This is a genomic window from Bacillus sp. FSL W8-1127 (assembly GCF_038006725.1).
GTDB lineage: Bacteria > Bacillota > Bacilli > Bacillales > DSM-4216 > Bacillus_O > Bacillus_O smithii.
The window spans coordinates 1,691,035-1,714,361 of record NZ_JBBOVU010000001.1 but is presented as its reverse complement, the minus strand read 5'-3'; the positions used below and the strand labels follow the sequence as shown (position 1 = coordinate 1,714,361).

Annotated in this window: 23 protein-coding genes, 2 pseudogenes and 1 riboswitch; of the genes and pseudogenes, 20 read left to right on the top strand and 5 right to left on the bottom strand. The window is 40.3% G+C overall.

Annotated elements, in window-relative coordinates; genetic code table 11:
* Window positions 1-44: 44 nt before the first annotated feature.
* From acnA to NST12_RS08135, 6 genes are all read left to right on the top strand, one after another.
* Entirely contained in the window at window positions 45-2,762 is a 2,718-nt protein-coding gene (gene acnA, locus NST12_RS08160) for an aconitate hydratase AcnA (protein ID WP_003352926.1), read from the top strand.
* 112 nt (window positions 2,763-2,874) lie between these two features.
* The gene (locus NST12_RS08155) at window positions 2,875-3,459 is read left to right on the top strand and encodes a peroxiredoxin family protein (RefSeq protein ID WP_048623367.1); all 585 of its coding nucleotides are present in this window, start codon (window positions 2,875-2,877) and stop codon (window positions 3,457-3,459) included.
* Window positions 3,460-3,543: 84 nt separating this feature from the next.
* A complete protein-coding gene (locus NST12_RS08150; RefSeq protein WP_082142289.1) occupies window positions 3,544-3,687 on the top strand; it encodes an FbpB family small basic protein in 144 nt (47 codons plus the stop codon).
* A 60-nt stretch (window positions 3,688-3,747) separates the two neighbouring features.
* On the top strand, window positions 3,748-3,891 hold the full coding sequence (locus NST12_RS08145; protein WP_040340887.1) for an acid-soluble spore protein N: 144 nt from the start codon (window positions 3,748-3,750) through the stop codon (window positions 3,889-3,891).
* A gap of 38 nt (window positions 3,892-3,929) precedes the next feature.
* Window positions 3,930-4,160, top strand: coding sequence for a small acid-soluble spore protein Tlp (tlp, locus tag NST12_RS08140; RefSeq protein WP_341100880.1), 231 nt, complete (start codon window positions 3,930-3,932; stop codon window positions 4,158-4,160).
* Window positions 4,161-4,499: 339 nt separating this feature from the next.
* Window positions 4,500-4,802: a hypothetical protein gene (locus NST12_RS08135; protein WP_048623366.1), complete on the top strand. Its 303-nt coding sequence runs from the start codon at window positions 4,500-4,502 to the stop codon at window positions 4,800-4,802.
* Between the two features lie 72 nt (window positions 4,803-4,874).
* Here the strand turns inward: NST12_RS08135 and NST12_RS08130 are convergent, their stop codons facing one another.
* Both NST12_RS08130 and plsY read right to left on the bottom strand, forming a co-directional pair.
* Window positions 4,875-5,171: a HesB/YadR/YfhF family protein gene (locus tag NST12_RS08130; protein ID WP_048623365.1), complete on the bottom strand. Its 297-nt coding sequence runs from the start codon at window positions 5,169-5,171 to the stop codon at window positions 4,875-4,877.
* A gap of 233 nt (window positions 5,172-5,404) precedes the next feature.
* Window positions 5,405-5,986 (bottom strand): glycerol-3-phosphate 1-O-acyltransferase PlsY, encoded by a 582-nt coding sequence (plsY, locus tag NST12_RS08125; protein ID WP_040340886.1) that lies wholly within the window; start codon window positions 5,984-5,986, stop codon window positions 5,405-5,407.
* A gap of 283 nt (window positions 5,987-6,269) precedes the next feature.
* On the opposite strand from plsY, the gene NST12_RS08120 reads away from it, so the two are divergent.
* The 13 genes and pseudogenes from NST12_RS08120 to NST12_RS08060 all read left to right on the top strand — a co-directional run.
* Window positions 6,270-6,680, top strand: a complete 411-nt coding sequence (locus NST12_RS08120; protein WP_048623364.1) for a CoA-binding protein — start codon at window positions 6,270-6,272, stop codon at window positions 6,678-6,680.
* 288 nt (window positions 6,681-6,968) lie between these two features.
* Window positions 6,969-8,942 (top strand): DNA topoisomerase IV subunit B, encoded by a 1,974-nt coding sequence (gene parE / locus NST12_RS08115; protein ID WP_280513057.1) that lies wholly within the window; start codon window positions 6,969-6,971, stop codon window positions 8,940-8,942.
* 3 nt (window positions 8,943-8,945) lie between these two features.
* Window positions 8,946-11,378, top strand: coding sequence for a DNA topoisomerase IV subunit A (gene parC / locus NST12_RS08110; protein WP_048623362.1), 2,433 nt, complete (start codon window positions 8,946-8,948; stop codon window positions 11,376-11,378).
* A 527-nt stretch (window positions 11,379-11,905) separates the two neighbouring features.
* Window positions 11,906-12,017, top strand: a riboswitch (SAM riboswitch).
* Between the two features lie 83 nt (window positions 12,018-12,100).
* Window positions 12,101-12,847: a phosphoadenylyl-sulfate reductase gene (locus NST12_RS08105; RefSeq protein WP_048623361.1), complete on the top strand. Its 747-nt coding sequence runs from the start codon at window positions 12,101-12,103 to the stop codon at window positions 12,845-12,847.
* A 54-nt stretch (window positions 12,848-12,901) separates the two neighbouring features.
* Complete coding sequence (gene sat / locus NST12_RS08100; protein WP_048623360.1) at window positions 12,902-14,053, top strand: sulfate adenylyltransferase; 1,152 nt, start codon at window positions 12,902-12,904, stop codon at window positions 14,051-14,053.
* 141 nt (window positions 14,054-14,194) lie between these two features.
* Window positions 14,195-14,788 (top strand): adenylyl-sulfate kinase, encoded by a 594-nt coding sequence (cysC, locus tag NST12_RS08095; protein WP_003352912.1) that lies wholly within the window; start codon window positions 14,195-14,197, stop codon window positions 14,786-14,788.
* Window positions 14,789-14,804: 16 nt separating this feature from the next.
* A complete protein-coding gene (locus NST12_RS08090; protein WP_048623359.1) occupies window positions 14,805-16,430 on the top strand; it encodes a nitrite/sulfite reductase in 1,626 nt (541 codons plus the stop codon).
* A 17-nt stretch (window positions 16,431-16,447) separates the two neighbouring features.
* Window positions 16,448-16,675 (top strand): DUF3906 family protein, encoded by a 228-nt coding sequence (locus NST12_RS08085; RefSeq protein WP_048623358.1) that lies wholly within the window; start codon window positions 16,448-16,450, stop codon window positions 16,673-16,675.
* A 15-nt stretch (window positions 16,676-16,690) separates the two neighbouring features.
* A complete protein-coding gene (gene cobA / locus NST12_RS08080) occupies window positions 16,691-17,464 on the top strand; it encodes a uroporphyrinogen-III C-methyltransferase (RefSeq protein WP_341029474.1) in 774 nt (257 codons plus the stop codon).
* Window positions 17,461-18,222 (top strand): sirohydrochlorin chelatase, encoded by a 762-nt coding sequence (locus NST12_RS08075; protein WP_327797498.1) that lies wholly within the window; start codon window positions 17,461-17,463, stop codon window positions 18,220-18,222. Before cobA ends, NST12_RS08075 begins: the two co-directional genes overlap by 4 nt.
* Window positions 18,203-18,826 carry an NAD(P)-binding protein gene (locus NST12_RS08070; RefSeq protein WP_341029471.1) on the top strand — a complete coding sequence of 208 codons (624 nt, stop codon included), beginning with the start codon at window positions 18,203-18,205 and terminating at the stop codon, window positions 18,824-18,826. The genes NST12_RS08075 and NST12_RS08070 overlap by 20 nt, the downstream gene beginning before the upstream one ends.
* A 33-nt stretch (window positions 18,827-18,859) precedes the next feature.
* Window positions 18,860-19,771, top strand: coding sequence for a sulfite exporter TauE/SafE family protein (locus tag NST12_RS08065; protein WP_048623354.1), 912 nt, complete (start codon window positions 18,860-18,862; stop codon window positions 19,769-19,771).
* 228 nt (window positions 19,772-19,999) lie between these two features.
* A pseudogene (locus NST12_RS08060) lies at window positions 20,000-20,125 on the top strand (alpha/beta hydrolase); the annotation flags it as partial.
* Window positions 20,126-20,333: 208 nt separating this feature from the next.
* On the opposite strand, the gene NST12_RS08055 reads toward NST12_RS08060, so the two are convergent.
* On the bottom strand, window positions 20,334-21,164 hold the full coding sequence (locus tag NST12_RS08055; protein ID WP_169799156.1) for a serine/threonine-protein kinase: 831 nt from the start codon (window positions 21,162-21,164) through the stop codon (window positions 20,334-20,336).
* A gap of 15 nt (window positions 21,165-21,179) precedes the next feature.
* Window positions 21,180-21,356: a hypothetical protein gene (locus NST12_RS08050; RefSeq protein ID WP_187118537.1), complete on the bottom strand. Its 177-nt coding sequence runs from the start codon at window positions 21,354-21,356 to the stop codon at window positions 21,180-21,182.
* A gap of 953 nt (window positions 21,357-22,309) precedes the next feature.
* Between NST12_RS08050 and NST12_RS08045 the strand changes: the two are divergent.
* A pseudogene (locus tag NST12_RS08045) lies at window positions 22,310-22,752 on the top strand (site-specific integrase).
* Here NST12_RS08045 and NST12_RS08040 read toward each other — a convergent pair.
* On the bottom strand, window positions 22,727-23,293 hold the full coding sequence (locus NST12_RS08040; RefSeq protein WP_003352899.1) for an LOG family protein: 567 nt from the start codon (window positions 23,291-23,293) through the stop codon (window positions 22,727-22,729). The pseudogene NST12_RS08045 and the gene NST12_RS08040 sit on opposite strands and share 26 nt — an antisense overlap.
* Window positions 23,294-23,327 lie beyond the last annotated feature (34 nt).

The following is a 23,327-nucleotide window of genomic DNA, read 5'->3' as shown; positions in this document are numbered from 1 at the left end:
CTTTTCGCTGCATAGTCTTACATAACAGAAGAGGGGGAATTGGGATGACAAACGACGTTTTTAACGCTCGTTCATCATTCGAAGTGAATGGTAAACGATATCATTATTATCGTCTAGCGGCTTTAAAGGATGCCAATGTGGCAGATGTCAGCCGCTTGCCATATTCGATCAAAGTATTATTAGAATCAGTTCTCCGCCAATATGATGGCAGAGTCATTAAAAAAGAACATATTGAAAATTTGGCGAAATGGGGTTCAAAAGACGTAGAGGGCGGAGAAGTTCCGTTCAAACCATCCCGCGTTATTTTGCAAGATTTTACAGGTGTACCAGCGGTTGTAGACCTGGCTTCATTGCGTAAAGCGATGAGCGATATGGGTGGAAAACCAGAAATGATCAATCCGGAAATTCCGGTGGATCTTGTCGTTGACCATTCTGTTCAAGTCGACAAATATGGAACTTCTGACGCTTTGGAAAAAAACATGGAATTGGAATTTGAACGAAATGCTGAACGATACCAATTCTTAAACTGGGCACAAAAGGCCTTTAAAAACTATCGTGCAGTTCCGCCGGCAACCGGGATTGTCCACCAAGTAAACCTTGAATATCTTGCAAGTGTGGTTCACGTAAAAGAAACAAGCCCGAACGAATATGAAACTTATCCAGATACTCTAGTAGGTACGGATTCCCATACAACCATGATCAACGGACTTGGTGTATTGGGATGGGGCGTAGGTGGTATCGAAGCAGAAGCTGGTATGCTTGGACAACCTTCTTATTTCCCAATTCCTGAAGTAATTGGTGTCAAATTAACGGGAGAACTGCCAAACGGTTCGACTGCGACAGACTTGGCGTTAAAAGTGACTCAAGTACTTCGTCAAAAAGGCGTGGTAGGAAAATTTGTTGAATTCTTCGGTCCGGGTGTTTCTAAGCTGCCGCTTGCCGACCGTGCTACCATTGCCAATATGGCGCCTGAATATGGGGCAACATGCGGATTCTTCCCGGTAGATGACGAATCGTTAAGCTATCTTCGCTTGACTGGACGCGAAGAAGAACATGTCCAAATTGTTGAAAAATACTTAAAAGAAAATGATATGTTCTTTAATCCCAAAGAAGATCCAATCTACACAGACGTAGTAGAAATCAATCTTTCTGAAATTGAGTCGAATTTGTCGGGTCCAAAACGCCCACAAGACTTAATTCCGCTTTCAAAAATGCAATCTTCTTTCCGTCAAGCCGTTACAGCACCACAAGGCACTCAAGGTTTCGGGTTGACGGAAAAAGAATTTGATAAAGAAGCCGTGGTGAAGTTCGAAAACGGCGAAGAAGTGACTATGAAAACGGGAGCAGTGGCGATTGCAGCTATCACTTCCTGTACCAATACATCTAACCCTTATGTATTGATCGGTGCCGGATTGGTGGCAAAAAAAGCCGTTGAAAAAGGGCTGAATGTACCGAAATATGTCAAAACTTCTTTAGCTCCTGGATCTAAAGTGGTAACTGGTTATTTACGCGACTCCGGCTTGCTAAGCTATCTTGAAAAAATCGGATTTAACCTTGTTGGTTACGGATGTACAACGTGTATCGGCAACTCCGGACCGCTTCTTCCGGAAATTGAAAAAGCAATTACGGATTCCGACCTCTTCGTGACATCTGTATTGTCCGGAAACCGCAACTTTGAAGGTCGTATTCATCCGCTTGTAAAAGCAAACTATCTTGCTTCGCCTCCATTAGTTGTGGCTTACGCACTTGCCGGAACAGTGGATATCGACTTGCAAAACGACCCAATCGGAAAAGACAAAGATGGAAACGATGTATTCTTTAAGGATATCTGGCCTTCTTCCGATGAAATTAAAGAAGTCGTTCAACGTACGGTAACTCCAGAATTGTTCCGTAAAGAATATGAACGTGTTTTCGATGACAACGCCAAATGGAATGCGATTAAAACCAGCAATGAACCACTTTATAATTGGGATCCAAATTCGACTTACATTCAAAACCCTCCATTCTTTGAAGGGCTTTCTGAAAATCCTGAAGAAATTAAACAGCTTACAGGTTTGCGTGTAGTCGGAAAATTCGGCGACTCCGTTACAACAGACCATATTTCGCCTGCAGGAGCCATTGGCGTAAATACTCCGGCAGGAAAATATTTACGCTCCAAAGGCGTAGAGCCGCGCAATTTCAACTCGTACGGCTCCAGACGTGGCAACCATGAAGTCATGATGCGTGGAACATTTGCCAATATCCGCATCCGCAACCAAATCGCTCCTGGAACGGAAGGCGGATTTACGACTTATTGGCCGACAGGAGAAGTAATGCCAATTTATGATGCATGCATGAAATATCAACAAGACGGAACGGGTCTAGTCGTTCTCGCCGGAAAAGACTATGGAATGGGTTCTTCCCGTGACTGGGCAGCAAAAGGTACGAAACTTTTAGGAATTAAAACCGTTATCGCTGAAAGCTACGAACGTATTCACCGTTCTAACCTTGTGATGATGGGTGTTCTCCCTCTTCAATTCAAACAAGGTGAAAATGCGGAAGTTCTTGGCTTAACCGGTAAAGAAACGATCGATGTTCATATCGACGATAATGTCAAACCTCATGACATTATTAAAGTAACGGCAACGGACGAAAACGGCAATAAGAAAGAATTCGAAGTGATGGTTCGTTTTGATTCAGAAGTAGAACTTGACTATTACCGTCACGGCGGAATTTTACAAATGGTTCTTCGTCGCAAATTTGAACAATTAAAACATGCGTAATCCTTCTTAAAAAGAGGTTGACAAAATTTTGTCAGCCTCTTTTTCTTTGTCTTCTAACATTTATGGACAGGCATATAATAGGACAAAGCATATTCGAAAGGAATGTGTCAGCATGATCAAAATAAAATGGGGAGTCCTATTGATTGCTTGTCTTCTGCTGATGGCTGCGAGCCAGCAACTGAAAGCCGATCCATTTCCGGAAAATGCAAAGAAAGAAGAGAAGAATCAATCCAATCTAATGGAAAAGACAGGTAAACAAGATCAGCGTCTAAAGAAAGGAGATCGTCTTCCTGGTTTAAAAATAGGTGAAAACGCACCGGATTTTACGCTGACGACTTTAAAGGGAGAGCGGATACGCTTAAAAGAGAGAAAAGGACAAAAGATTATCATCAACTTTTGGGCTACGTGGTGTCCACCTTGTAAAGAAGAAATTCCGGTTTTGCAGAGATTTTATGAACAAAATAAAGGATCAGTGGAATTGTTGGCAGTCAATATGGATCCTGAATCAAATGTTACACAGTTTGCCCGGAAATATGGCATATCGTACCCTATTCTTTTAGATCAAGACGGCAAAGTGAATGAAACATATAAAGTAGCGGCTATTCCGACAACTTATGTCATTGATGAAAATGGAGTGATCATCCATAAACATATTGGAAATTTACAACTTCAGCAAATGATCAATTGGCTAAAATAATAAAAAATTTTGCAAATTTGTTTATACTCTTTCTTCCACTTGGCCATACTAAAAATCAACAGCACTAACAACGGAGGGAAAACAATGAGAAAAATCAGAAAAAGATCCTTTCATGAATTAGTAAGAGAGAATCGTCAAGCGCTTCTTCATGATCAACAAGCGCTGGATAAGATCGAGGAGAGGCTTGAGGCACGACTGGAAATGAGACGAATGGAAAAAGCGGAATAAATTTTTGCGTTATAATCCCCCCAGAACAGGAGAAACTTTATGTCAAGGGGGAATTTTTTTATGAGCAATCCACATAAAAAAAGCAAATATTTTGTGCCGGATCATTTAGGCACCCAGCCTCGTGCAGCAGGAGGCAACAAAGGCAAAAAAATGCAAGACAAATCAGGACACCACGCACAAGTGATCCAGACGAAAGGCGAGTAAATCCAGCTCTCAATATATGACGACAAGGAGGATGTTTCATGACCAATCATCGTCCAAATCCAGACGATCGCAGTGACAATGTAGAAAAATTGCAAAACATGATTCATCATACGATTGAAAACATGGAAAGAGCAGAGGAATCAATGGCCTATACAGATTCCAAAGAACAATTAGAAAAAATTAAAGAAAAAAATGAACGCCGTCGTCAAAGCATCGAGGGATTCCGGAATGAAATAAAAGACGAAGCTTCCAATCAGCAAACAGAATAACAAATTTAGGGCTGACTCACTTGAGTCGCCCTTTTCTTATGCCATCAGAAGCAGTTTAAAAGCGAATGATCGAGTATTGTGATAAAATATCAATGGCTTGAAGTGAGAGTGTTCATGCTTATTTCGGAAAAAAATGAATCGAAATGATTACATACGGGTACACCGCGGAAACGGAAAAAGGGGAAACGTCTCCTTTTACGATGAAATGCTGTTTCTGTAAAGTGTAAAGATTAGGTTCTTTCGATTTCGCTGTAAAAAGAACATTCCCGAACGACACGAAGCATGAGAACGATCTAAAATGCCTGTCCAAGCAATATCCGTAGGCAAGGAGGGACGGTTATGGCATTTGGAATCAAAAGGGAAGAACTGTTAAATTGGAAACATCGAATTGAAAATGGCGAAATTGCTTTTTTAACACATTTTTGGTTGGACAGCCGCTTTCCTGATTGTCACAGTGTGACGAAAGTAGGGTGTAATGACCTTGAAAAGTTAGCCAAATGGGGGAAAAAATACGGTTTGAAAAAAGAATGGATTCACATTCGACGAGACGGTTACTCCCATTTTGATCTTCTTGGGGAAAAACAAAAAGAAATCCTTCAATCAGAAGGATTGACAGACCATATTCGGCATTTTCGCCTTTAGGTTCAACGTTTTCCGTTAATTCTTCCAGGGCGGTCTCTAAAAGAAATTCTTTTGGGGCCGCCCTATAATTTTTTACGATTGAAGCGTATATTGATAAATCGGTTCATCCAATTTTTCGCTATAATCCACATAAAGATCATGTTCGTCGAAAAACCAGAGGTCTTTTTCATCTACATAATATACAACCCCGTTATATTCTGCTTTCGCTCCAATCTGGATGGGTTCTTCTTTTGAAACTCCCAGTGAAAATCCTTGATGAAGCGGACTGGACCCGCCGTAACGGGCAAAGAATCGTACGAATTCTCCTTTTTTCACGCCCATTTCATCCTCAAACCACTCAAGCGCTTTTTTGGATATCTGAATATTCATCTTAAATACACCTCGTTTTGTTTTGGATTAGATCCAATACTTATCTCATAGTTAGTTTACCTTTCTTGGCCAAAAAAGAACAACCAATAAGCACGTCGAATCTGACCCGTTTCCTTCTACTCTTATTCGCGAATACGATCGTTCGAATATCGGATCAACGTTCTCTCTGTAGATATATAATGTCGTAATGGCACTCCCAGAAAAAAAGAGCCTTTTGTGATAAGGCTCTTTTTTCACATCCATTTAATTTTTGGCTCCGTTTTATTCAGAATTCTTTTGACGTTTGCTCGGTGGCGGAAAATAACAAAGGATGCCAAGAACAATACGACAATGATCAAGGGGATATCCCCTTTAAAGAAAGTATAGATCACAGCGATTATGGAAACGATGATGGAGGAAAGCGATACATATTTGGATATGTATAAGCTAATCAAAAAGGCTACGACTAATAATAGGAATAAGACCGGCTCGTACGCCAGCAGTACTCCCCCTGATGTAGCCACTGCTTTTCCTCCTCGAAATCCGGCAAAAACGGGAAAGCTGTGCCCAACGGCAGCTGCCATACCTGCGATCAGAGGATGCAAGTCTGCACCGAACCAGATTGGAAGCAAAGTAGCGAGCGTGCCTTTTAGGATATCAGCGATAATCACGACAGATCCTGCTTTTATTCCAAGTGTGCGGAAAGCGTTGGTTGCTCCTAAATTTCCGCTTCCATGTTCGCGGATATCCACACCATAAAATATCTTTCCCACAATCAAGCCAGATGGAATGGAACCAAGCAGATAAGCTATTAAAATAAAGACTACATATTCCATTCTGGTCATTGCCCCTTTTTCCGAACTATGTTGTTATCGGTTTTTATTTTCTTTATATCCAATTCCTATACAATCGTTGATGAACGCCTAAAAATTTTTGAACAATGCCTTTTCCCGCTGAACAGGACGCCCCAATTGGAAGTTTCACTCTATTTTATCATGGTCGGGATCAATAAAAAAAGATTTTTTTATGAAAAGCGAAAGCTTCAGATGAGCAGGATTTAGATTGAAGAGATAGAATAGAATAAAAAGCTGCATGCAGGCTAAAAAAGGAGGAAACAGTATGATCGAGAATCCATCACGAGAAGAAATTGGAGAAATTTTAAAAAAAGCCAAAAGAATTGCCGTTGTGGGTCTAAGCAATAATCCGAATCGCCCCTCTTATGAAGTAGCGGAAGCGATGCAACAGGCAGGATATGAAATCATTCCCGTAAACCCAGCTGTAGATGAAGTGTTGGGTGTTCAAGCGGTCGACTCTTTAACGGATATTGAAGGGCCGGTTGACATTGTGAATGTTTTCCGTCGATCGGAGGCATTGCCGGAAATTGCGGAAGAATTTACAAAGATTGATTGTCCTGTTTTTTGGGCTCAATTAGGGATCGAAAATGAAGAAGTGTACCGATATTTAAAAGAAAAAGGCTACACCGTTATTATGAATCGCTGTATTAAAATCGAGCATGCCATGACAAAATAAACAACATACCTACCTGGGCAAGGGCCAGTCCTCATATAATGAGGCCTGGCCCTGTATCTGTGAAACAGTTTTTCATTTCCTTTCTTGCGCTTTTTTCATGAAAAGGTAAAATAGTGCATAGGTGTCTTTTGAACGTGAATGGAGAACGCTTTTGGATGGTTAAAATGAACCTGTACAAAACCAAATAAAAGATGTTTTGGTTATTTGGACGGATTTTTCATTTATCATTATGTATGTTATAATAAAATGCGAACGTTTGTTTGTTTTTGTTTTGAAAGGGGAATGTTCGTGGCAAATAAGAAGAACCAAATGGAATATAACGAGGATGCGATTCAAGTATTAGAAGGTTTGGAAGCGGTTCGAAAAAGGCCAGGAATGTACATCGGATCAACCGATTCGAAAGGATTGCATCACTTGGTGTATGAAATTGTCGACAATGCGGTGGATGAAGCATTGTCTGGCTATGGTGATGAAATTAGAGTCGTTATACATAAAGACAATTCGGTTAGTGTGGAAGATTTCGGTCGTGGAATGCCGACTGGAATGCATAAACTTGGAAAGCCGACTCCCGAAGTCATTCTCACGGTGCTTCACGCCGGGGGGAAATTCGGACAAGGCGGCTACAAAACAAGCGGCGGTTTGCATGGGGTTGGCGCTTCCGTGGTCAATGCCTTATCGGAATGGCTGATTGTGACTATTCAGCGAGACGGATTCATTTATGAACAACGCTTTCGAAATGGCGGAAAACCGGAAACGACTTTAGAAAAAATCGGAAAAACGACGAAAACAGGAACAAAAATCCACTTTAAACCGGATCCGACTATATTTAGTACGGTTGTGTTCAATTATGAAATCTTATGTGAACGACTAAGAGAAAGTGCCTTTTTATTAAAAGGGCTAAAGATCGATATACGGGATGAACGTTATAATCAACATGATACGTTCTATTTTGAAAACGGCATTGAAGCATTTGTAGAATATTTGAACGAAGATAAAGAACCTTTGCATCCTGTCGCGTTTTTTGAAGGAAAACAAAACGGAATCGAAGTGGAGTTTGCTTTTCAATTTCATGACGGATTTTCGGAAAATGTTCTTTCCTTCGTCAACAATGTCCGTACAAAAGACGGGGGAACTCACGAAGCCGGAGCAAAAACGGCGATGACGCGGGTGTTTAATGATTACGCCAGAAAAGTCAATTTATTAAAAGAAAAAGATAAAAATTTAGAAGGCTCTGACGTTCGCGAAGGATTATCCGCTGTCATTTCCGTCCGGATCCCGGAAGAATTGCTTCAGTTCGAAGGCCAAACAAAAGGAAAACTTGGAACAAGCGAAGCCCGCTCCGCTGTAGATGCCGTTGTTTCCGAACAGTTATCCTACTTTTTAGAAGAAAACCCTGATATCAGTTCTTTGTTGATCAAAAAAGCCATCAAAGCGTCTCAGGCTAGAGAAGCAGCAAGAAAAGCGCGAGAAGAAGCGAGAAACGGGAAAAAACGAAAAAAATCAGATTCCATGCTGTCCGGAAAATTGACACCTGCCCAATCGCGAAATCCTAATCGTAATGAATTGTATTTGGTGGAAGGGGATTCCGCGGGCGGCTCTGCAAAACAAGGACGCGACCGGAGATTCCAAGCTGTGCTTCCGTTGCGTGGAAAAGTAATCAACACGGAAAAGGCAAAGCTTCAGGATATTTTTAAAAATGAAGAAATCAATACGATCATCCATGCCATTGGAGCCGGCGTCGGTCCTGATTTTTCTGTAGAAGACTCCAATTATGACAAAGTTATTATTATGACGGATGCCGATACGGACGGAGCGCATATTCAAGTACTTCTTCTCACGTTCTTTTATCGCTATATGAGGCCATTAATTGAAGCGGGAAAAGTATTTATCGCGCTTCCTCCTTTGTACAAGGTCAGCAAAGGAACGGGGAAAAAAGAGATAGTGGAATACGCATGGACGGAAAAGGAATTGCAGGCGGCCATTAAAAAAGTCGGCAAAGGCTATATGATTCAGCGCTATAAAGGGCTAGGCGAAATGAATGCGGACCAGCTGTGGGAAACGACTATGAATCCCGAAACAAGAACGCTCGTCCGGGTTCGAATCGATGATGCCGCCCGGGCGGAACGGCGAGTGACGACCTTGATGGGAGATAAAGTAGAGCCGCGTCGCAAATGGATTGAAAATCATGTGGCGTTTGGCCTTGAAGAAGATGTGAGTCTTCTGGAAAATGAAAATCTGTCCCATCGAGAGGAGGTTGAATAGTCGATGGCAATGGAAGAACGTTTTCAAGATTTACCACTTGAGGAAGTGTTGGGCGACCGTTTTGGCCGGTACAGCAAATACATCATTCAAGATCGGGCGCTGCCGGATGCCCGCGATGGTTTAAAGCCTGTACAAAGGCGCATATTGTACGCAATGCTGGTCGATGGCAATACTCATGACAAAGCTTTTCGAAAATCTGCTAAAACGGTAGGTAATGTCATTGGCAATTACCACCCGCACGGTGATTCCTCTGTTTACGAAGCCATGGTCAGGATGAGCCAAGACTGGAAATTGCGGAACCTGCTGATCGAAATGCAAGGAAACAACGGAAGCATCGACGGCGACCCTCCGGCTGCAATGCGTTATACAGAAGCGAGACTGTCCGCGATCGCATCAGAGCTGCTGAGGGACATTGATAAAAAAACAGTTGATTTTGTGCCTAATTTTGATGATACCGCATATGAACCGACCGTCCTCCCGGCAAGATTTCCAAATTTGCTTGTGAACGGTTCTACGGGTATTTCGGCTGGATATGCGACGGAAATACCGCCTCATCATTTAGGAGAAATTATTGACGGTGTCATTATGCGAATGGATCAACCTGATTGCACCGTAGACGATTTGATGAAGGTCATTAAGGGTCCTGATTTCCCGACCGGGGGCATTATACAAGGAATTGACGGAATCAAAAAAGCATATGAAACAGGAAAAGGAAAAATTGTGATACGCGGTAAAACGGAAATAGAAACGATTCGCGGCGGGCGCAAACAAATTGTGGTAACTGAAATTCCGTTTGATGTCAATAAAGCGAATCTTGTCAAACGGATTGAAGAGTTTCGTATTGACAAAAAAGTGGAAGGAATCGCCGAAGTCCGGGATGAAACCGATCGAACGGGCATGCGGATCGTCATTGAATTGAAAAAAGAAGCAAATGCAGAAGGAATTCTGAACTATTTGTATAAAAATAGCGATCTGCAAATTGCGTACCACTTCAACATGGTGGCGATTCATGAGCGCCGGCCGAAACTGATGAGTTTGCCTGCCCTGTTGGACGCTTATATCGCCCATCAAAAAGAAGTGGTCACGAACCGTTCAAAATACGATTTGCAAAAAGCGAAGGAAAGACAACATATTGTAGAAGGATTAATCAAAGCGCTGTCCATACTCGATGAAGTGATTGCGGTGATTAGAGGATCCAAAGACAAAAAAGACGCAAAGCTGAATTTAATGAATCGATTTGAATTCTCTGAACCGCAAGCAGAAGCGATCGTTTCCCTTCAACTGTACCGCCTTACCAATACGGATGTCACTGCTTTGCAAAAAGAAGCGGAAGATTTGAAAAAGAAAATCGCTGAATTGACGGCCATATTGGAAAGCGAAAAGAAACTATTGTCCGTTATTAAAAAGGAATTAATCGAAATGAAAAAGCGGTATGGGGATGAAAGACGGACGACCATTGAAAAAGAAATAGAAGAAATAAAAATCAATCCTGAAGTGACCGTTGCTATTGAAGACGTCATGGTAACCGTTACGAAAGAAGGATATATTAAGAGAACAAGTCTTCGTTCCTACTCGGCTTCAAGCGGTGCCGATTTGGCGATGAAAGATTCAGATCGGTTGCTGTTCCAAGCGGAATTGAGCACCACCGATGTGCTGCTATTGTTCACTAACAAAGGGAATTATTTGTATATTCCTGTACACGAATTGCCTGATATTCGCTGGAAAGAAATGGGGCAGCATATTGCCAACCTGATCGCCATAGGAAAAGACGAAAAGATCATTCAAGCCATTGCGGTCCAAAATTTTGAGGAAAAGGGCTATCTTCTCTTTTTCACGAAAAACGGCATGACCAAAAAATCTGAACTGTCTCAGTATAAAGCACAGCGCTATTCACGTCCGCTTGTGGCCATTAATTTAAAAGATAATGATGAAGTAATCGATGTGTTTTTAACAAACGGCCAAATGGATGTGTTCATTGCTACAAGGTTGGGATATGGGCTATGGTTTGAAGAAGAAGAAATTAATACCGTAGGACCAAGAGCGGCCGGAGTAAAAGGCATCAATTTAAAAGAAGATGATTATGTGGTCAGAGGAAAAGTATTCGTCCGAGGAGAACAGCCTTATATTTTTGTGGCAACCCAGCGCGGAGCTGTGAAAAAAATGAAATTGAATGAAATGGAAAAAATGTCCAGAGCTAAACGGGGTCTTGTTTTATTAAGAGAATTAAAATCCCATCCGCACCGAATTGCGTATTTAGATCTCACCGACAATGACTCCATCGTTTATTTGCGAACGGAAAAAGGAGTCGTAGAAACGGTTTCCCTTTCCGGATTAAGAGAGAATGACCGCTACTCAAATGGCAATTTTGCCATTGACGAATCAGAAAGCGGTACAGTCATAGAAGGATGGACAGAAAAACCGTCCGGTACAGAGTAAAGGATTTTTCTACGGCGAGATATATGTATAAGCAATGCTGTAAAACAAAAGTAGAAGGATCTCCCATCAAAAAGATTTTGATGGGAGATTTTTTTTGCACAATAATTCATTTGTATTGTTTTGAACAAATCATCAGACAAACAATATGGGTATTTATATCCATTTTTTAAAACATGTCGCTCTTTTTCGGATCACTTCCATGAAGGTACTACTTTTTAATGCCAAACCGTTTTCCACCGTAAAATCTTCAAACGCCCCATCAAGAAGTTAATCCTTTCAAGCAATGGATGTGGCAAAACAATGACTCCAATGCAGGAAATACAATGCCCCAAATTTAAGAAGGAAGAAAAATTTCATTTCAGCAAAGAGTTGTTCTCTTTAAATTTTTTCTTGCTGCCTATGAGTTTATTTATACGAAAAGGTAAAATGATTCTACAAATTTTATAAATTCCTATAAATTCCTATCAAAAAACTGCGGAAAAATTCGTTGACTTTTAGTAACTTTCTGATAAAATAAAAAGCAATTAAACTTATCAAGAACGACGGAGGGACCTGGCCCAATGAAGTCTGGCAACCTGCCTTGAAAAGAAGGTAAGGTGCCAATTCCAGCAAAATGGTATCCATTTTGGGAGATAAGGTATGTATGATATGGTACCTATTGATTCTTTCCTGAAATGGAAAGATTTTTTCATTTTACCATCAGCCTCTAAACAGGAACACCAATGAGTGGTATAGAAAGAAGGGGTATTTTGAGCGAATTATTTACGTTTGACACGTGGGATCATTATCAACTACCGGAATTTGATGAAAAGAGTGAAACAAAAGGGGCATTAGAAGTTCTGGAATGGGCCTATGACCATTATGGAGAAAAAATTGTCTATTCGTGCAGTTTTGGAATAGAAGGAAGTGTACTTGTGGACTTGATTTATAAAATCAATCCAAAAGCGACCGTCGTTTTCTTAGACACAGGACTGCACTTTCAAGAAACATACGAAACCATTGATAAAGCGAGAGAACGTTATCCGGAACTGAACATCGTCATGCAAAAGCCGGAATTAACGCTGCAGCAGCAAAGCGAACAATACGGTGAAGAATTATGGAAAAAAGATCCGAATTTGTGCTGCCATCTACGCAAAATTGTTCCGCTAAAAAGTGTTCTCGAACCTGTTGAAGCATGGATCTCAGGCTTGAGAAGGGAACAATCAGAAACAAGAAAACACACGAATTACATAAACCTTGATAAAAAGTTTGGCAAAATTAAAATTTGTCCATTAATTCATTGGACGTGGAAAGAAATTTGGCGGTATGCGTATAATGAAGAACTGCCTTACCATCCTTTGCACGATCAAGGATATCCAAGCATCGGATGCCAGCCTTGCACCTCTCCTGTATTTGATTTAGAGGATTTACGGGCCGGAAGATGGAAAGGCACCGGAAAAACGGAATGCGGTTTACATCTGCCCTCTTAAAATCACTAAACCAAGTAGACTGATTAAATATATAAAATAAGGAGGATCCTCTACATGACCGAAATAAAACCGCACGGAGGAGTTCTAATTCAAGCGTACAATCCAGAATATCCATTCGAAGGCATTGAAAAAGAAATTGAGCTGGATGCCACTGCTTTAAGCGATCTTGAATTAATCGCGACAGGAGCCTATAGTCCTTTAACAGGATTCCTAGAAGAAAAAGATTACAACAGCGTAGTCGAAACGATGAGGCTCTCCAACGGCATTGTTTGGAGCATCCCCATTACACTGCCGGTCACAAAAGAAAAAGCAGCCGATCTACAAATCGGGGAACAGGTTCGGCTTACTTTTGACTGTGCTACATATGGTGTGATCACCATTAAAGATATTTATGAACCAGATCAACAAAAAGAGGCGGAATTGGTTTACAAAACAACGGAACTAGCCCATCCGGGTGTGAAAAAAATGTTCAGCCGCGGAAATGTTTATGTAGGAGGTCCTATTGTTCTAGTCAAAAGAATTAAAAGAACGCAATTTAGCGAATTTTATTTTGACCCGGCAGAAACGAGAAGAATTTTCGCAGAAAAAGGCTGGAAAAAAGTCGTCGGCTTTCAAACCAGAAATCCGGTTCATCGGGCGCATGAATATATTCAGAAATCAGCTCTTGAAATTGTGGACGGCCTCTTTTTAAATCCGCTTGTCGGGGAAACAAAAGCAGACGACATCCCTGCTGATGTCCGGATGGAAAGCTACCAAGTACTTTTGAAAAATTATTACCCTGAAGACCGTGTGTTTTTAGCCGTATTCCCGGCAGCCATGCGCTACGCCGGCCCAAGGGAAGCTGTATTCCACGCGATGGTGCGAAAAAATTATGGCTGCACGCATTTTATCGTCGGGAGAGACCATGCAGGAGTCGGAAATTATTACGGTACGTATGACGCTCAAAAAATATTTGACCAATTTACTCGGGAGGAAATTGATATTACTCTCTTATTCTTTGAACATAGTTTTTACTGTACGAAATGTGAAAGCATGGCGTCTACGAAAACTTGCCCGCATGGAAAAGAACACCATGTCATATTATCAGGAACAAAAGTAAGGGAAATGCTCCGCAATGGAGAAGTGCCGCCTAGCACTTTTAGCCGCAAGGAAGTAGTGGAAGTTTTAATTAAAGGCTTAAAAGAAAAAGCGCCGGTTCATCAATAAAAAAGCGCTAGTGCTTCTAAAACCAGCCGTTGACTTCTTAAATAGGGAGTTGGCGGCGGGTTCAATCAAAAAGTATTAATAGATCTCAACACTACTTGTATAAAGCTTTTATAAATGAGTCAGCAAAAAGGGGAATATAGAATGGCACAAAATATTGTATGGCATGAACCATCTTTGCAAAAAGAGGAACGCCGGAAACGGAATGGGCATCACAGCGCTGTATTCTGGTTTACAGGGCTGTCGGGATCAGGAAAATCCACGATCGCCAACCGCGTCGCCAAAAAACTTCATGAATTAGGGGTGCAGACTTATGTGTTAGATGGGGACAATATCCGCCACGGTTTAAACAAAGACCTCGGATTTTCGGAACAAGATCGCAAAGAAAACATTCGCCGAATTGGAGAAGTCGCCAAATTATTTGTAGATAGTGGGCAAATGGTATTTACTGCTTTTATTTCCCCATTTCGTGAAGATCGTGAAACGGTCAGAAAATTGCTCGAAGAAGATGAATTTATTGAAGTGTATGTCAAATGTCCCCTCAGCCAATGCGAAGAACGTGATCCAAAAGGACTTTATAAAAAGGCGCGTAAAGGAGAGATTTCAGATTTCACAGGTATCTCTTCTCCCTATGAAGAGCCTGAATCGCCTGAAATCGTATTGGAGACCGATCGGTTTTCAATCGAAGAATGCGCGGAACAGCTTTTGTCCTATATAAAAGAAAGAAATTGGATCTAAAGGAGGAGGAATTTCTATGAGTTATGAAAAAGTGTGGAAGGATAATCCCAAATTGAATAAGGATGAACTTCGGAAACTGGAAAAAGACGGTTTGGAAATTTTTAATGATATTCCATACTATGCGGAACACGGTTTCTCATCCATTCCAAAAGAAGAATGGGGTGCATTTAAATGGGCGGGGCTTTATTTGCAACGTCCGAAAGAAGACGGCTATTTTATGATGAGGGTAAAAGTGCCGACTGGAATACTAAACAATGAACAGTTAGAAACTTTGGCGGGCATTGCAAAAGATTTTGGACGAAACTTTTTTGATATTACAACTCGCCAAGCCGTCCAATTTCATTGGTTGAGAATTGAAAACATTCCGGAAATTTTTGATCGCTTGAATAAAGTGGGATTGACCAGCACTTTCGCCTGCGGTGATGTTCCTCGGAATATTCTCGGAAATCCGTTGGCAGGCATTGATAAAGACGAAGTATTGGATACTCGTCCGATCGTTCAAGAAATACATGAATTTCTGACCGGCAACGAAGATTTTTCCAACCTGCCTCGAAAGTTTAAAATTTCAATCAACGCTAATGTTTATAATTCCGGACAAGCAGAAATCAATGACTGTGCATTCGTTCCAGCCAAAAAAGTCATCGACGGAGAGGAAAAGATAGGGTTCCATCTAAAAGTTGGCGGCGGGTTGTCCGCGGTGCCAAAACTAGCTGTTCCACTCGATATCTTTGTACTGCCTGAAAAAGTAAAAGATGTTGTAAAAGGCGTTCTGACCATTTTCCGTGATTACGGTTATCGGGAAAGACGAAATCATGCACGCTTGAAATTTTTAGTGGCGGATTGGGGTCCGGAAAAATTCAAAGAAAAATTGTTAGAACTTACCGGTCCGCTTCCTGAAGCAGGAACTGATCTGACAAAAGGATGGAATGCCAGCTATTTGTACGGAGTTCATCCACAAAAACAAGAAGGACTGCATTACGTCGGTTTGAATATTCCAGTGGGCAGACTGCAAGTAGAAGATGCATTGGAATTGGCTCGGCTGGCGAAAAAATATGGAAACGGAGAAGTCCGGACATGTGGTTCGCAAAATTTGATTATTGCCAATGTTCCGACTGAAAATGTAGATGCTTTGCTTAAAGAACCTATTCTGGAGAAATTCTCGATACGTCCACCGCGATTCACCGCTTATGCCATTTCATGCACAGGCATTGAATTTTGTAATTTAGCTTTGACTGAGACAAAAGAAAGAATGAGACGGCTTGCCGCATTTCTTGACAAGGAAGTGGATGTGGATGTTCCGGTTCGCATCAATATGGTGGGCTGCCCTAACTCTTGCGGCCAGCGGCAAATTGCTGATATCGGCTTGCAAGGAGTTTTAATGAAAAATAAAGAAAAGAAAATGGTGCAAGCATTTGAAATCAATGTGGGCGGAACATTGTTGAATGGCGGCCAATTTAACCAAAAATTAAAAGGAAGAATCGACGGCGAACATCTGCCGTTTGTATTAAAAGAATTCTTAACCTATTTCAGCAAGACCAAATTGGAAGGCGAAACGTTTTTTGAATACTTCAAACGAGTGGGAATAGAACCACTTCAAGAAGAGTTGGATCGTATATTAAGCAATTTGGCCTTAACAGCTTGACAAGAAAGAGGAAAACTATGACTCTATATCGTTTTGAAGTCATCACAGAGGATCAGCAAATGATACCTGTCATCATTGCGGCTGACAATGACGAACGGGCATTTGAATTAGTTGAAATAGAATTGGAAAAATTTTATTTAACCTTACCGCCCATTGAAGAAATTGTGTTATATGAAAAAAAGAAACTAAGAAATGGCGGCGGATTTGTCATTGGAACCGATCATGATCAATACGCAAAATATTGATAGGAGTTGAGAAAGTTGGGAAAAGTGTTCCTGGTGGGAGCCGGCCCAGGCGATCCAGAATTAATTACATTAAAAGGTTTAAAAGCCATTCAAGAGGCGGACGTGATTTTATACGACCGCCTTATAAATCCCGCATTGTTGGATTATGCCAAACAGGGAGCTACTCTGATTTTCTGCGGTAAATTGCCGAAACATCACCATCTCCAGCAAGAAACGATTAATCACATTCTAGTAAAACATGCAAAAGCAGGGAAAACAGTGACGCGGTTAAAAGGAGGCGATCCCTTTGTGTTTGGAAGAGGCGGGGAGGAAGCGGAATTTTTAGTAAAGAATGGCATTCCGTTTGAAGTAGTGCCTGGCATAACATCAGGAATCGCTGCCCCGGCTTATGCCGGAATTCCTGTTACCCATCGGGAGTATAGCGGCAGTTTTGCTTTTGTGGCTGGACATCGCAAGGAAGGAACCCATGAAGACTTGAAATGGGAAGCTCTGGCAAAAGGAATCGATACACTGGCCATATATATGGGAGTCAGCAATCTTCCGTACATTCAAGAACAATTGTTGAAATTCGGCAAACCGAAAGATACTCCAGTTGCTCTAGTTCATTGGGGAACTACCTCCCAGCAGCGGACTGTAACAGGTACGTTGGAAACCATCGTTGATGTAGTTCGTCGAGAAAAGGTGGAAAATCCAAGCATGATTGTGATTGGGGAAGTGGTAAAGCTGCGGGAGAAGCTGAGTTGGTTTGAAAAAACCGAGCCGTTCATTTTAATGGGGGAATCCGTATGAAAGCCGTCCTATATATTTGCCATGGAAGCCGGGTCAAAAAAGGATGCGAACAAGCGATTGAATTTGTTCGACAAGTTCAAAAAGAGATATCCATCCCAATTCAAGAAATTGCATTTCTTGAATTGGTCCGGCCTACGATCAAAGACGCTTTTTTACGCTGCATTGAAAAAGGGGCTGACGAAGTATATGTCATTCCCATTCTCCTCTTTGCGGCAGGACACGTGAAAACCGATATTCCTAAAATCTTGCTGCAGCTGCAAGTTTCTTATCCTTCTGTGACGATCCTGTATGGAGAACCGATTGGCGTACATAAAAGTGTGTCTGAAATATTAAAAAATAGAATCAAAGAAACAGGAGTTCCGATTAAGGACCATGCAGGAGTATTGCTTGTAGCACGCGGCAGCAAAGACAAGGATATGCAGCTTGATTTTAACGAACTTGCTCGTCGATTTAAACAAAAAACCGAGTATTTTTATGTGAAAACTTCTTATCTAACTGGGGCGTCTCCAAGCTTTGAAGAAGCTTTGGAAGAGATGGTCAATGAATCTCGACTTAAACAAATTTTTGTACTCCCATATTTGTTATTTACCGGACTCTTAATGAAAGGGATGGAAAAGAAAATTCGTGATCTCGATACAGAAAAGGATGTCATCTTATGCCGTTATTTAGGATATGATCCTTTGCTGAAAGAAGCTGTCCAAGATCGAGTGAAAAATGCGTTGAAAATGGGGGAAATCCATGTTTCCTATTATGGTTGATTTATCGGATAAAAAAATCGTTGTAGCGGGCGGCGGTCATGTCGCCTACCACAAGATTCAACATTTGCTAAAATATCACGTTCATGTTCATGTTGTGAGCCCTACTTTTCACCATAGGATCGTGGAGCTGGCAAATGAAAAAAAGGTGACGCTTATTCAAAAGTCGATTGAATATGAGGATTATAAAGACGCTTTTTTCGTCATTGCTGCTACCAATTCCAAAATCGTAAATGATCAAATAGCCAATTCGGCCAAACCTCATCAGCTTGTGGTCAATACAACGGATCCCCAAAAAGGAAATTGCACGATCCCGGCATCATTCAATCGTGGAAAATTAGTCATCGGTGTATCAACAGGAGGAGCCAGTCCCACTTTGGCTAAACAGATTAAAAACCAAATAGCCGAGCAATATGATGAGCGCTATGAATCTTACTTAGAATTTTTATTTGAAATCAGGGAAACAATCAAACAGCATATATCAGATCCGCAAGAAAAAAGAAAATGGCTGAAAAAAGCGGTAGACCCCATTTATCTATCTTCAACCAAAGAACAGCAACGGTTTAGAGAGCAACTGGAATCTGTATGGAATCACGATCTATTATGATTGGTTTGTTTGTGTTTGAATGGAGGAACAATAATGCAAAAATTAATCGTACTTGCATTAGTAGGTTTAGCGGCACAATTAGTAGACGGATCGCTTGGAATGGGTTATGGTTTAACATCCACTTCCTTGCTGTTATTGTATGGCATCGCTCCGGCTGCAGCCTCCGCTTCTGTTCATTTGGCAGAAGTGGTGACAACGGCAGCGTCCGGCATTTCTCATATACGTTTCGGAAACATCGACAAAGAAATCGTCTTGAAATTAATTATCCCTGGATCCATCGGGGCTTTCCTAGGTGCTACCGTATTAAGTAATCTTCCGGGAGACGTGTTAAAGCCGTACATCTCCATTTTTCTTCTACTTTTAGGGGTGTACATTATATTTCGCTTTATTTTCCGATCCAGTCAGAATGAAAAGGCTGAAGGAAAAAAAGTGTCCAAAAAACTGTTCGTTCCCTTAGGATTTATCGCCGGATTTTTCGATGCGACCGGCGGTGGGGGATGGGGCCCGATAGCAACCCCGACATTGTTATCCAAAAAGGATCTGGAACCGAGGAAAGTGATCGGTTCAGTGGATACAAGCGAATTCGCAGTATCACTTGCGTCAAGCATAGGATTTCTTCTTTCGCTAGGAGCGAATGAAATCAACTGGATCTGGACATTGGCCTTAATGATTGGAGGCCTGATTGCCGCACCGATCGCCGCATTTTTAATAAAAATCATTCCTTCCCATTTGCTAGGTGTCCTTGTTGGTGGAATGATCATTTATTCGAATTTGCAAACATTATTAAAATCAAGAAATTTATCTGATTCGTGGATTACTTTTGCTAATATCGCCGTTTTCCTTGTATGGGCTTTAAGCGTACTGTTTGTGATGAAAAAACATCGAAATTTAGCGGCCCAAAACAGCCGTTTCACCAAAAATCTTAAAAAGATTCATGTCGAATAGAAAACCTTCAAAACTATCATACACGCCTGTTATCAGCAGGCGTGTTGTTCATTTTATTTGAAAAAATGATTGGTTAAGAATACAAAAATAGTATTCATCATCGCGAAAATGAAAAAAATCGGATGTTTTTAAGCAATAGTAAAGGAACCAGGAGTTTAAGACGAAAAAAGCGAATAAATATTATGTCAATTAAGCGATTTTTCAAAATGGAAGAAAGAAGGATGAGATATGACCTATTGTAAAGTTCGGCAAGCTGAAATCTATTATGAAGATTTAGGGGAAGGTAAACCGATTATCATGATGCATGGTTATTCTCCTGACCATCGTTTAATGAGTGGTTGTATGGAACTAGTAAATGAATGGTTGGATAGAATTGAAGAGTCCCTTTAACTAATAAATGAACGCTTAGGAGAAGATGTTATACATAGGGTGATATAGTTCTAATATTATAAGAGCGTGTTATAAAAAAGATGATTTAAACACGCTCTTTTCTTTCATTCTTTTATCATGGTTCATAACATGAATTGGAACAAACAATCTCGAAACCACAATCAGCTACACGTTATCCATTTTGAGCAACGATTATGGGTTTTATTTCTCGCTGATTTGGACTTGAAAACAGGATGTTTTGGACATCTTCTATCACTTGTTCCACAGAATCATAAGGAGGGCTGATATGAAGCATTTTTCGAATGACCTCTTTAGTTTTTCTAGGCAACTTCAATTCTTCTTCCCAGCTCTTTTCCCTGATGGAAACAGGCTTATAGGTTGAATACAGCAAAAAAAGAACAAAATGGCCAAGTGCCATTAGATCTTCTTGAAACGAGAAGGAACATCGTGCGACATGTTTGAAATTTTTCTCATTGAAATCATCACGAGCTCCTATTCGACGTGCTAAACCAAAATCAATAATCAACAGCTGATCGTTGTTCATCAGGATATTGGGGGTCCGCAAATCGCGGTGTATAATCCCTTGGCAATGCAAAAAATGAACAAGTTTTAACACTTCTAATAAGATCAGCAAAGAATCGTCATGATCAAATTCCTTTTTTTGTTGAAAAATAAGTTCTTCAAATGAGTATCCGTCCAATTTTTCCATCACTATAAATTTTCCGGTCTGATCTTGAAAAGAATCGATGTAGGAAGGAAAAGCCGGATGGGAAAGAGACTTCAATATGGCAGCTTCATTTTCAAAAGCGAGACAATCCTTTTGGGATTTTGCTCTTCGCTTCCTTAATTGTTTGACAACCACTTTTTGGCCAAGTGAGTTGTCAAGAGCTTCATACACCAGCCCATATCCTCCTTTACCCAACAATCGAACGATTTCATAACGATTGTTGAGAACGGTTCCGACTTTTAAGGCCCTTTCGAATAAGTCTATCCACTTCTTCATACGCATCCGACTTTATTAGCTGCTATGGGAACGGAAGAAAAATCCGCTCGATTTCCATTTTTTCTTATAGTAATGGTGACCGTAGTGGGAAGAGTGTCTTCTTTCCCATTTCCTGCTGTCGTCGCTGCTATAATGGGAATGGTGACGGTAAGCAGAGGAGTCTAAAATTCTTTTTAAAAATTTTTTTAGCATCCAATCGCCTCCTTACTTTCTTTACGAACGAAAGGCCAAATGGTTTCAAAAAAGGATATGAAAATTGTCTTTTATTTAATAATACGAACGCATTGTAACACTGACAAGATGGAAGGTCGAAGCAAAAAGAAAGAAGGATAGTTAGGCAACTGTTTTGAAGCAGTTAAATTGAAATTTAAGCGTTTCATGCTGTGCGAAAGTAGAAGGGGATCATTCCAGTGAATATCTCCGCATGATCTCAAATATCCATCTTATATAACTAATACCAAGTGGTGAGTCCTCTGCAACAGCAGCATCAGAACGACTTTTAGGTGGAAAATAGGGAGGAGGATAAATGAAAAATGAATTATAAATTGTAGAAATAGCGTTTGCACTGAAATATTGAATGGAATAGACTAAAATAATTTCTTACAATTCTTTCATTCTAAATGGTAAATATAGGTTATAAAACAGAATGACGGATGCGAAAATAGATCGGTTTAATTTGTGAGATGTTTAAGCCAAAAAGCAACATTATAAAATTATTATCATAATCGATCGATGCAGAATGAAAACATTACACGATGAATGACTTTACAGGATCATATAGAATTCATTTCGATCAGACTTTCAAAATGAATACCGAAAGATTTATAATTGGTTGAAATGAAAATTAAGATCAGCGTTTCAAAATTTTTATTTTGTCTCAATGTAACAAGTATACTTATATTATGAGACAATCTATCCTTAACTTCCTATAATATATATTATGTAAACTAAATTATTTCTTCGTAATGTTAGGGGTCCTTCCCTTCAAGTTCCTATAAAAACAATTATTAGGCACTTCTTCTTCTAAGTTCCTCATAATTTTCGGGTGTTTTTGATGTGAACGAATGATCTATTTTTAGACGATAATCATCATCTTTTGAACTTGTTGTCAATGATCGTTCATTATCACTGAGGTGTTATTTTAGATGTTGCTGCAAGAAGCTATTGATGAATTTTTACTGTATCTAGAAATTGAAAAAAACTATTCGAAAAACACTGTTGCTGGTTATTCTTTGATCTTAAGACCTTTGAAGATTTTTTGGTAAAGCATCATCGATCCCTTGAATTGGATGACATTCATAAAACTCTCGTGCGACGTTTTATCCAAGAACAAATTACAGAAGAAAATATGAAACCTAGAACGATTCACCGAAAAATCTCTTGTTTAAAATCGTTTACGAAGTACTTTACACACGAAAACCTGTTGATGAATGATTTCATGGTTGGTATCGAAACCCCGAAGATTGATAATAAACTACCTGTATATATGAACTTGCAGGAGTTGCAAAAACTCTTTCGCTATCTAGAAAATGATACAGGTCGATTTGCCATCAGGAGAGGTATCATGTCCATTTATTTACTAAATTAGGTTTGAAATTCTCCATCAATTGATAAAGAGTAGCCACATTGCCAGCACTTATAATTAACTTTAGATTTTCAGGCTTTGCAAAACCTTTATCGACAGTATGTTCTAACATTTTTATAAGAGGATCGAAGAAACCATTGACATTAAGCAGAGCAATTGGCTTATTATGTATGCCTATTTGCAACCAAGAGAGCACTTCAAAAAGTTCTTCATAAGTTCCATAACCTCCAGGCATGACAATAAATCCATCTGCTAACTCATACATTTTCGCTTTGCGTGTATGCATTGTGTCTACAATAAAGAGTTCACTTATATTTTCATGTGCTAGTTCCTTATCTTTTAAAAACTTAGGTATGATCCCAATAACATGGCCTTTATGGCTTAAGACAGCATCTGCAATTTCCCCCATTAGCCCCGCCTTCCCTCCACCGTAAATCAGGGATATTTTTTTATTGGCAAGGAACTTTCCAAGCTCTCTGGCTGCTTGCCTAAACTCCATGTCATTCCCATAGTTTGAACCACAAAATACACAAATGGATTTCATCTTTCTCACCTTCCCCGTTGATTATTATTCCAAT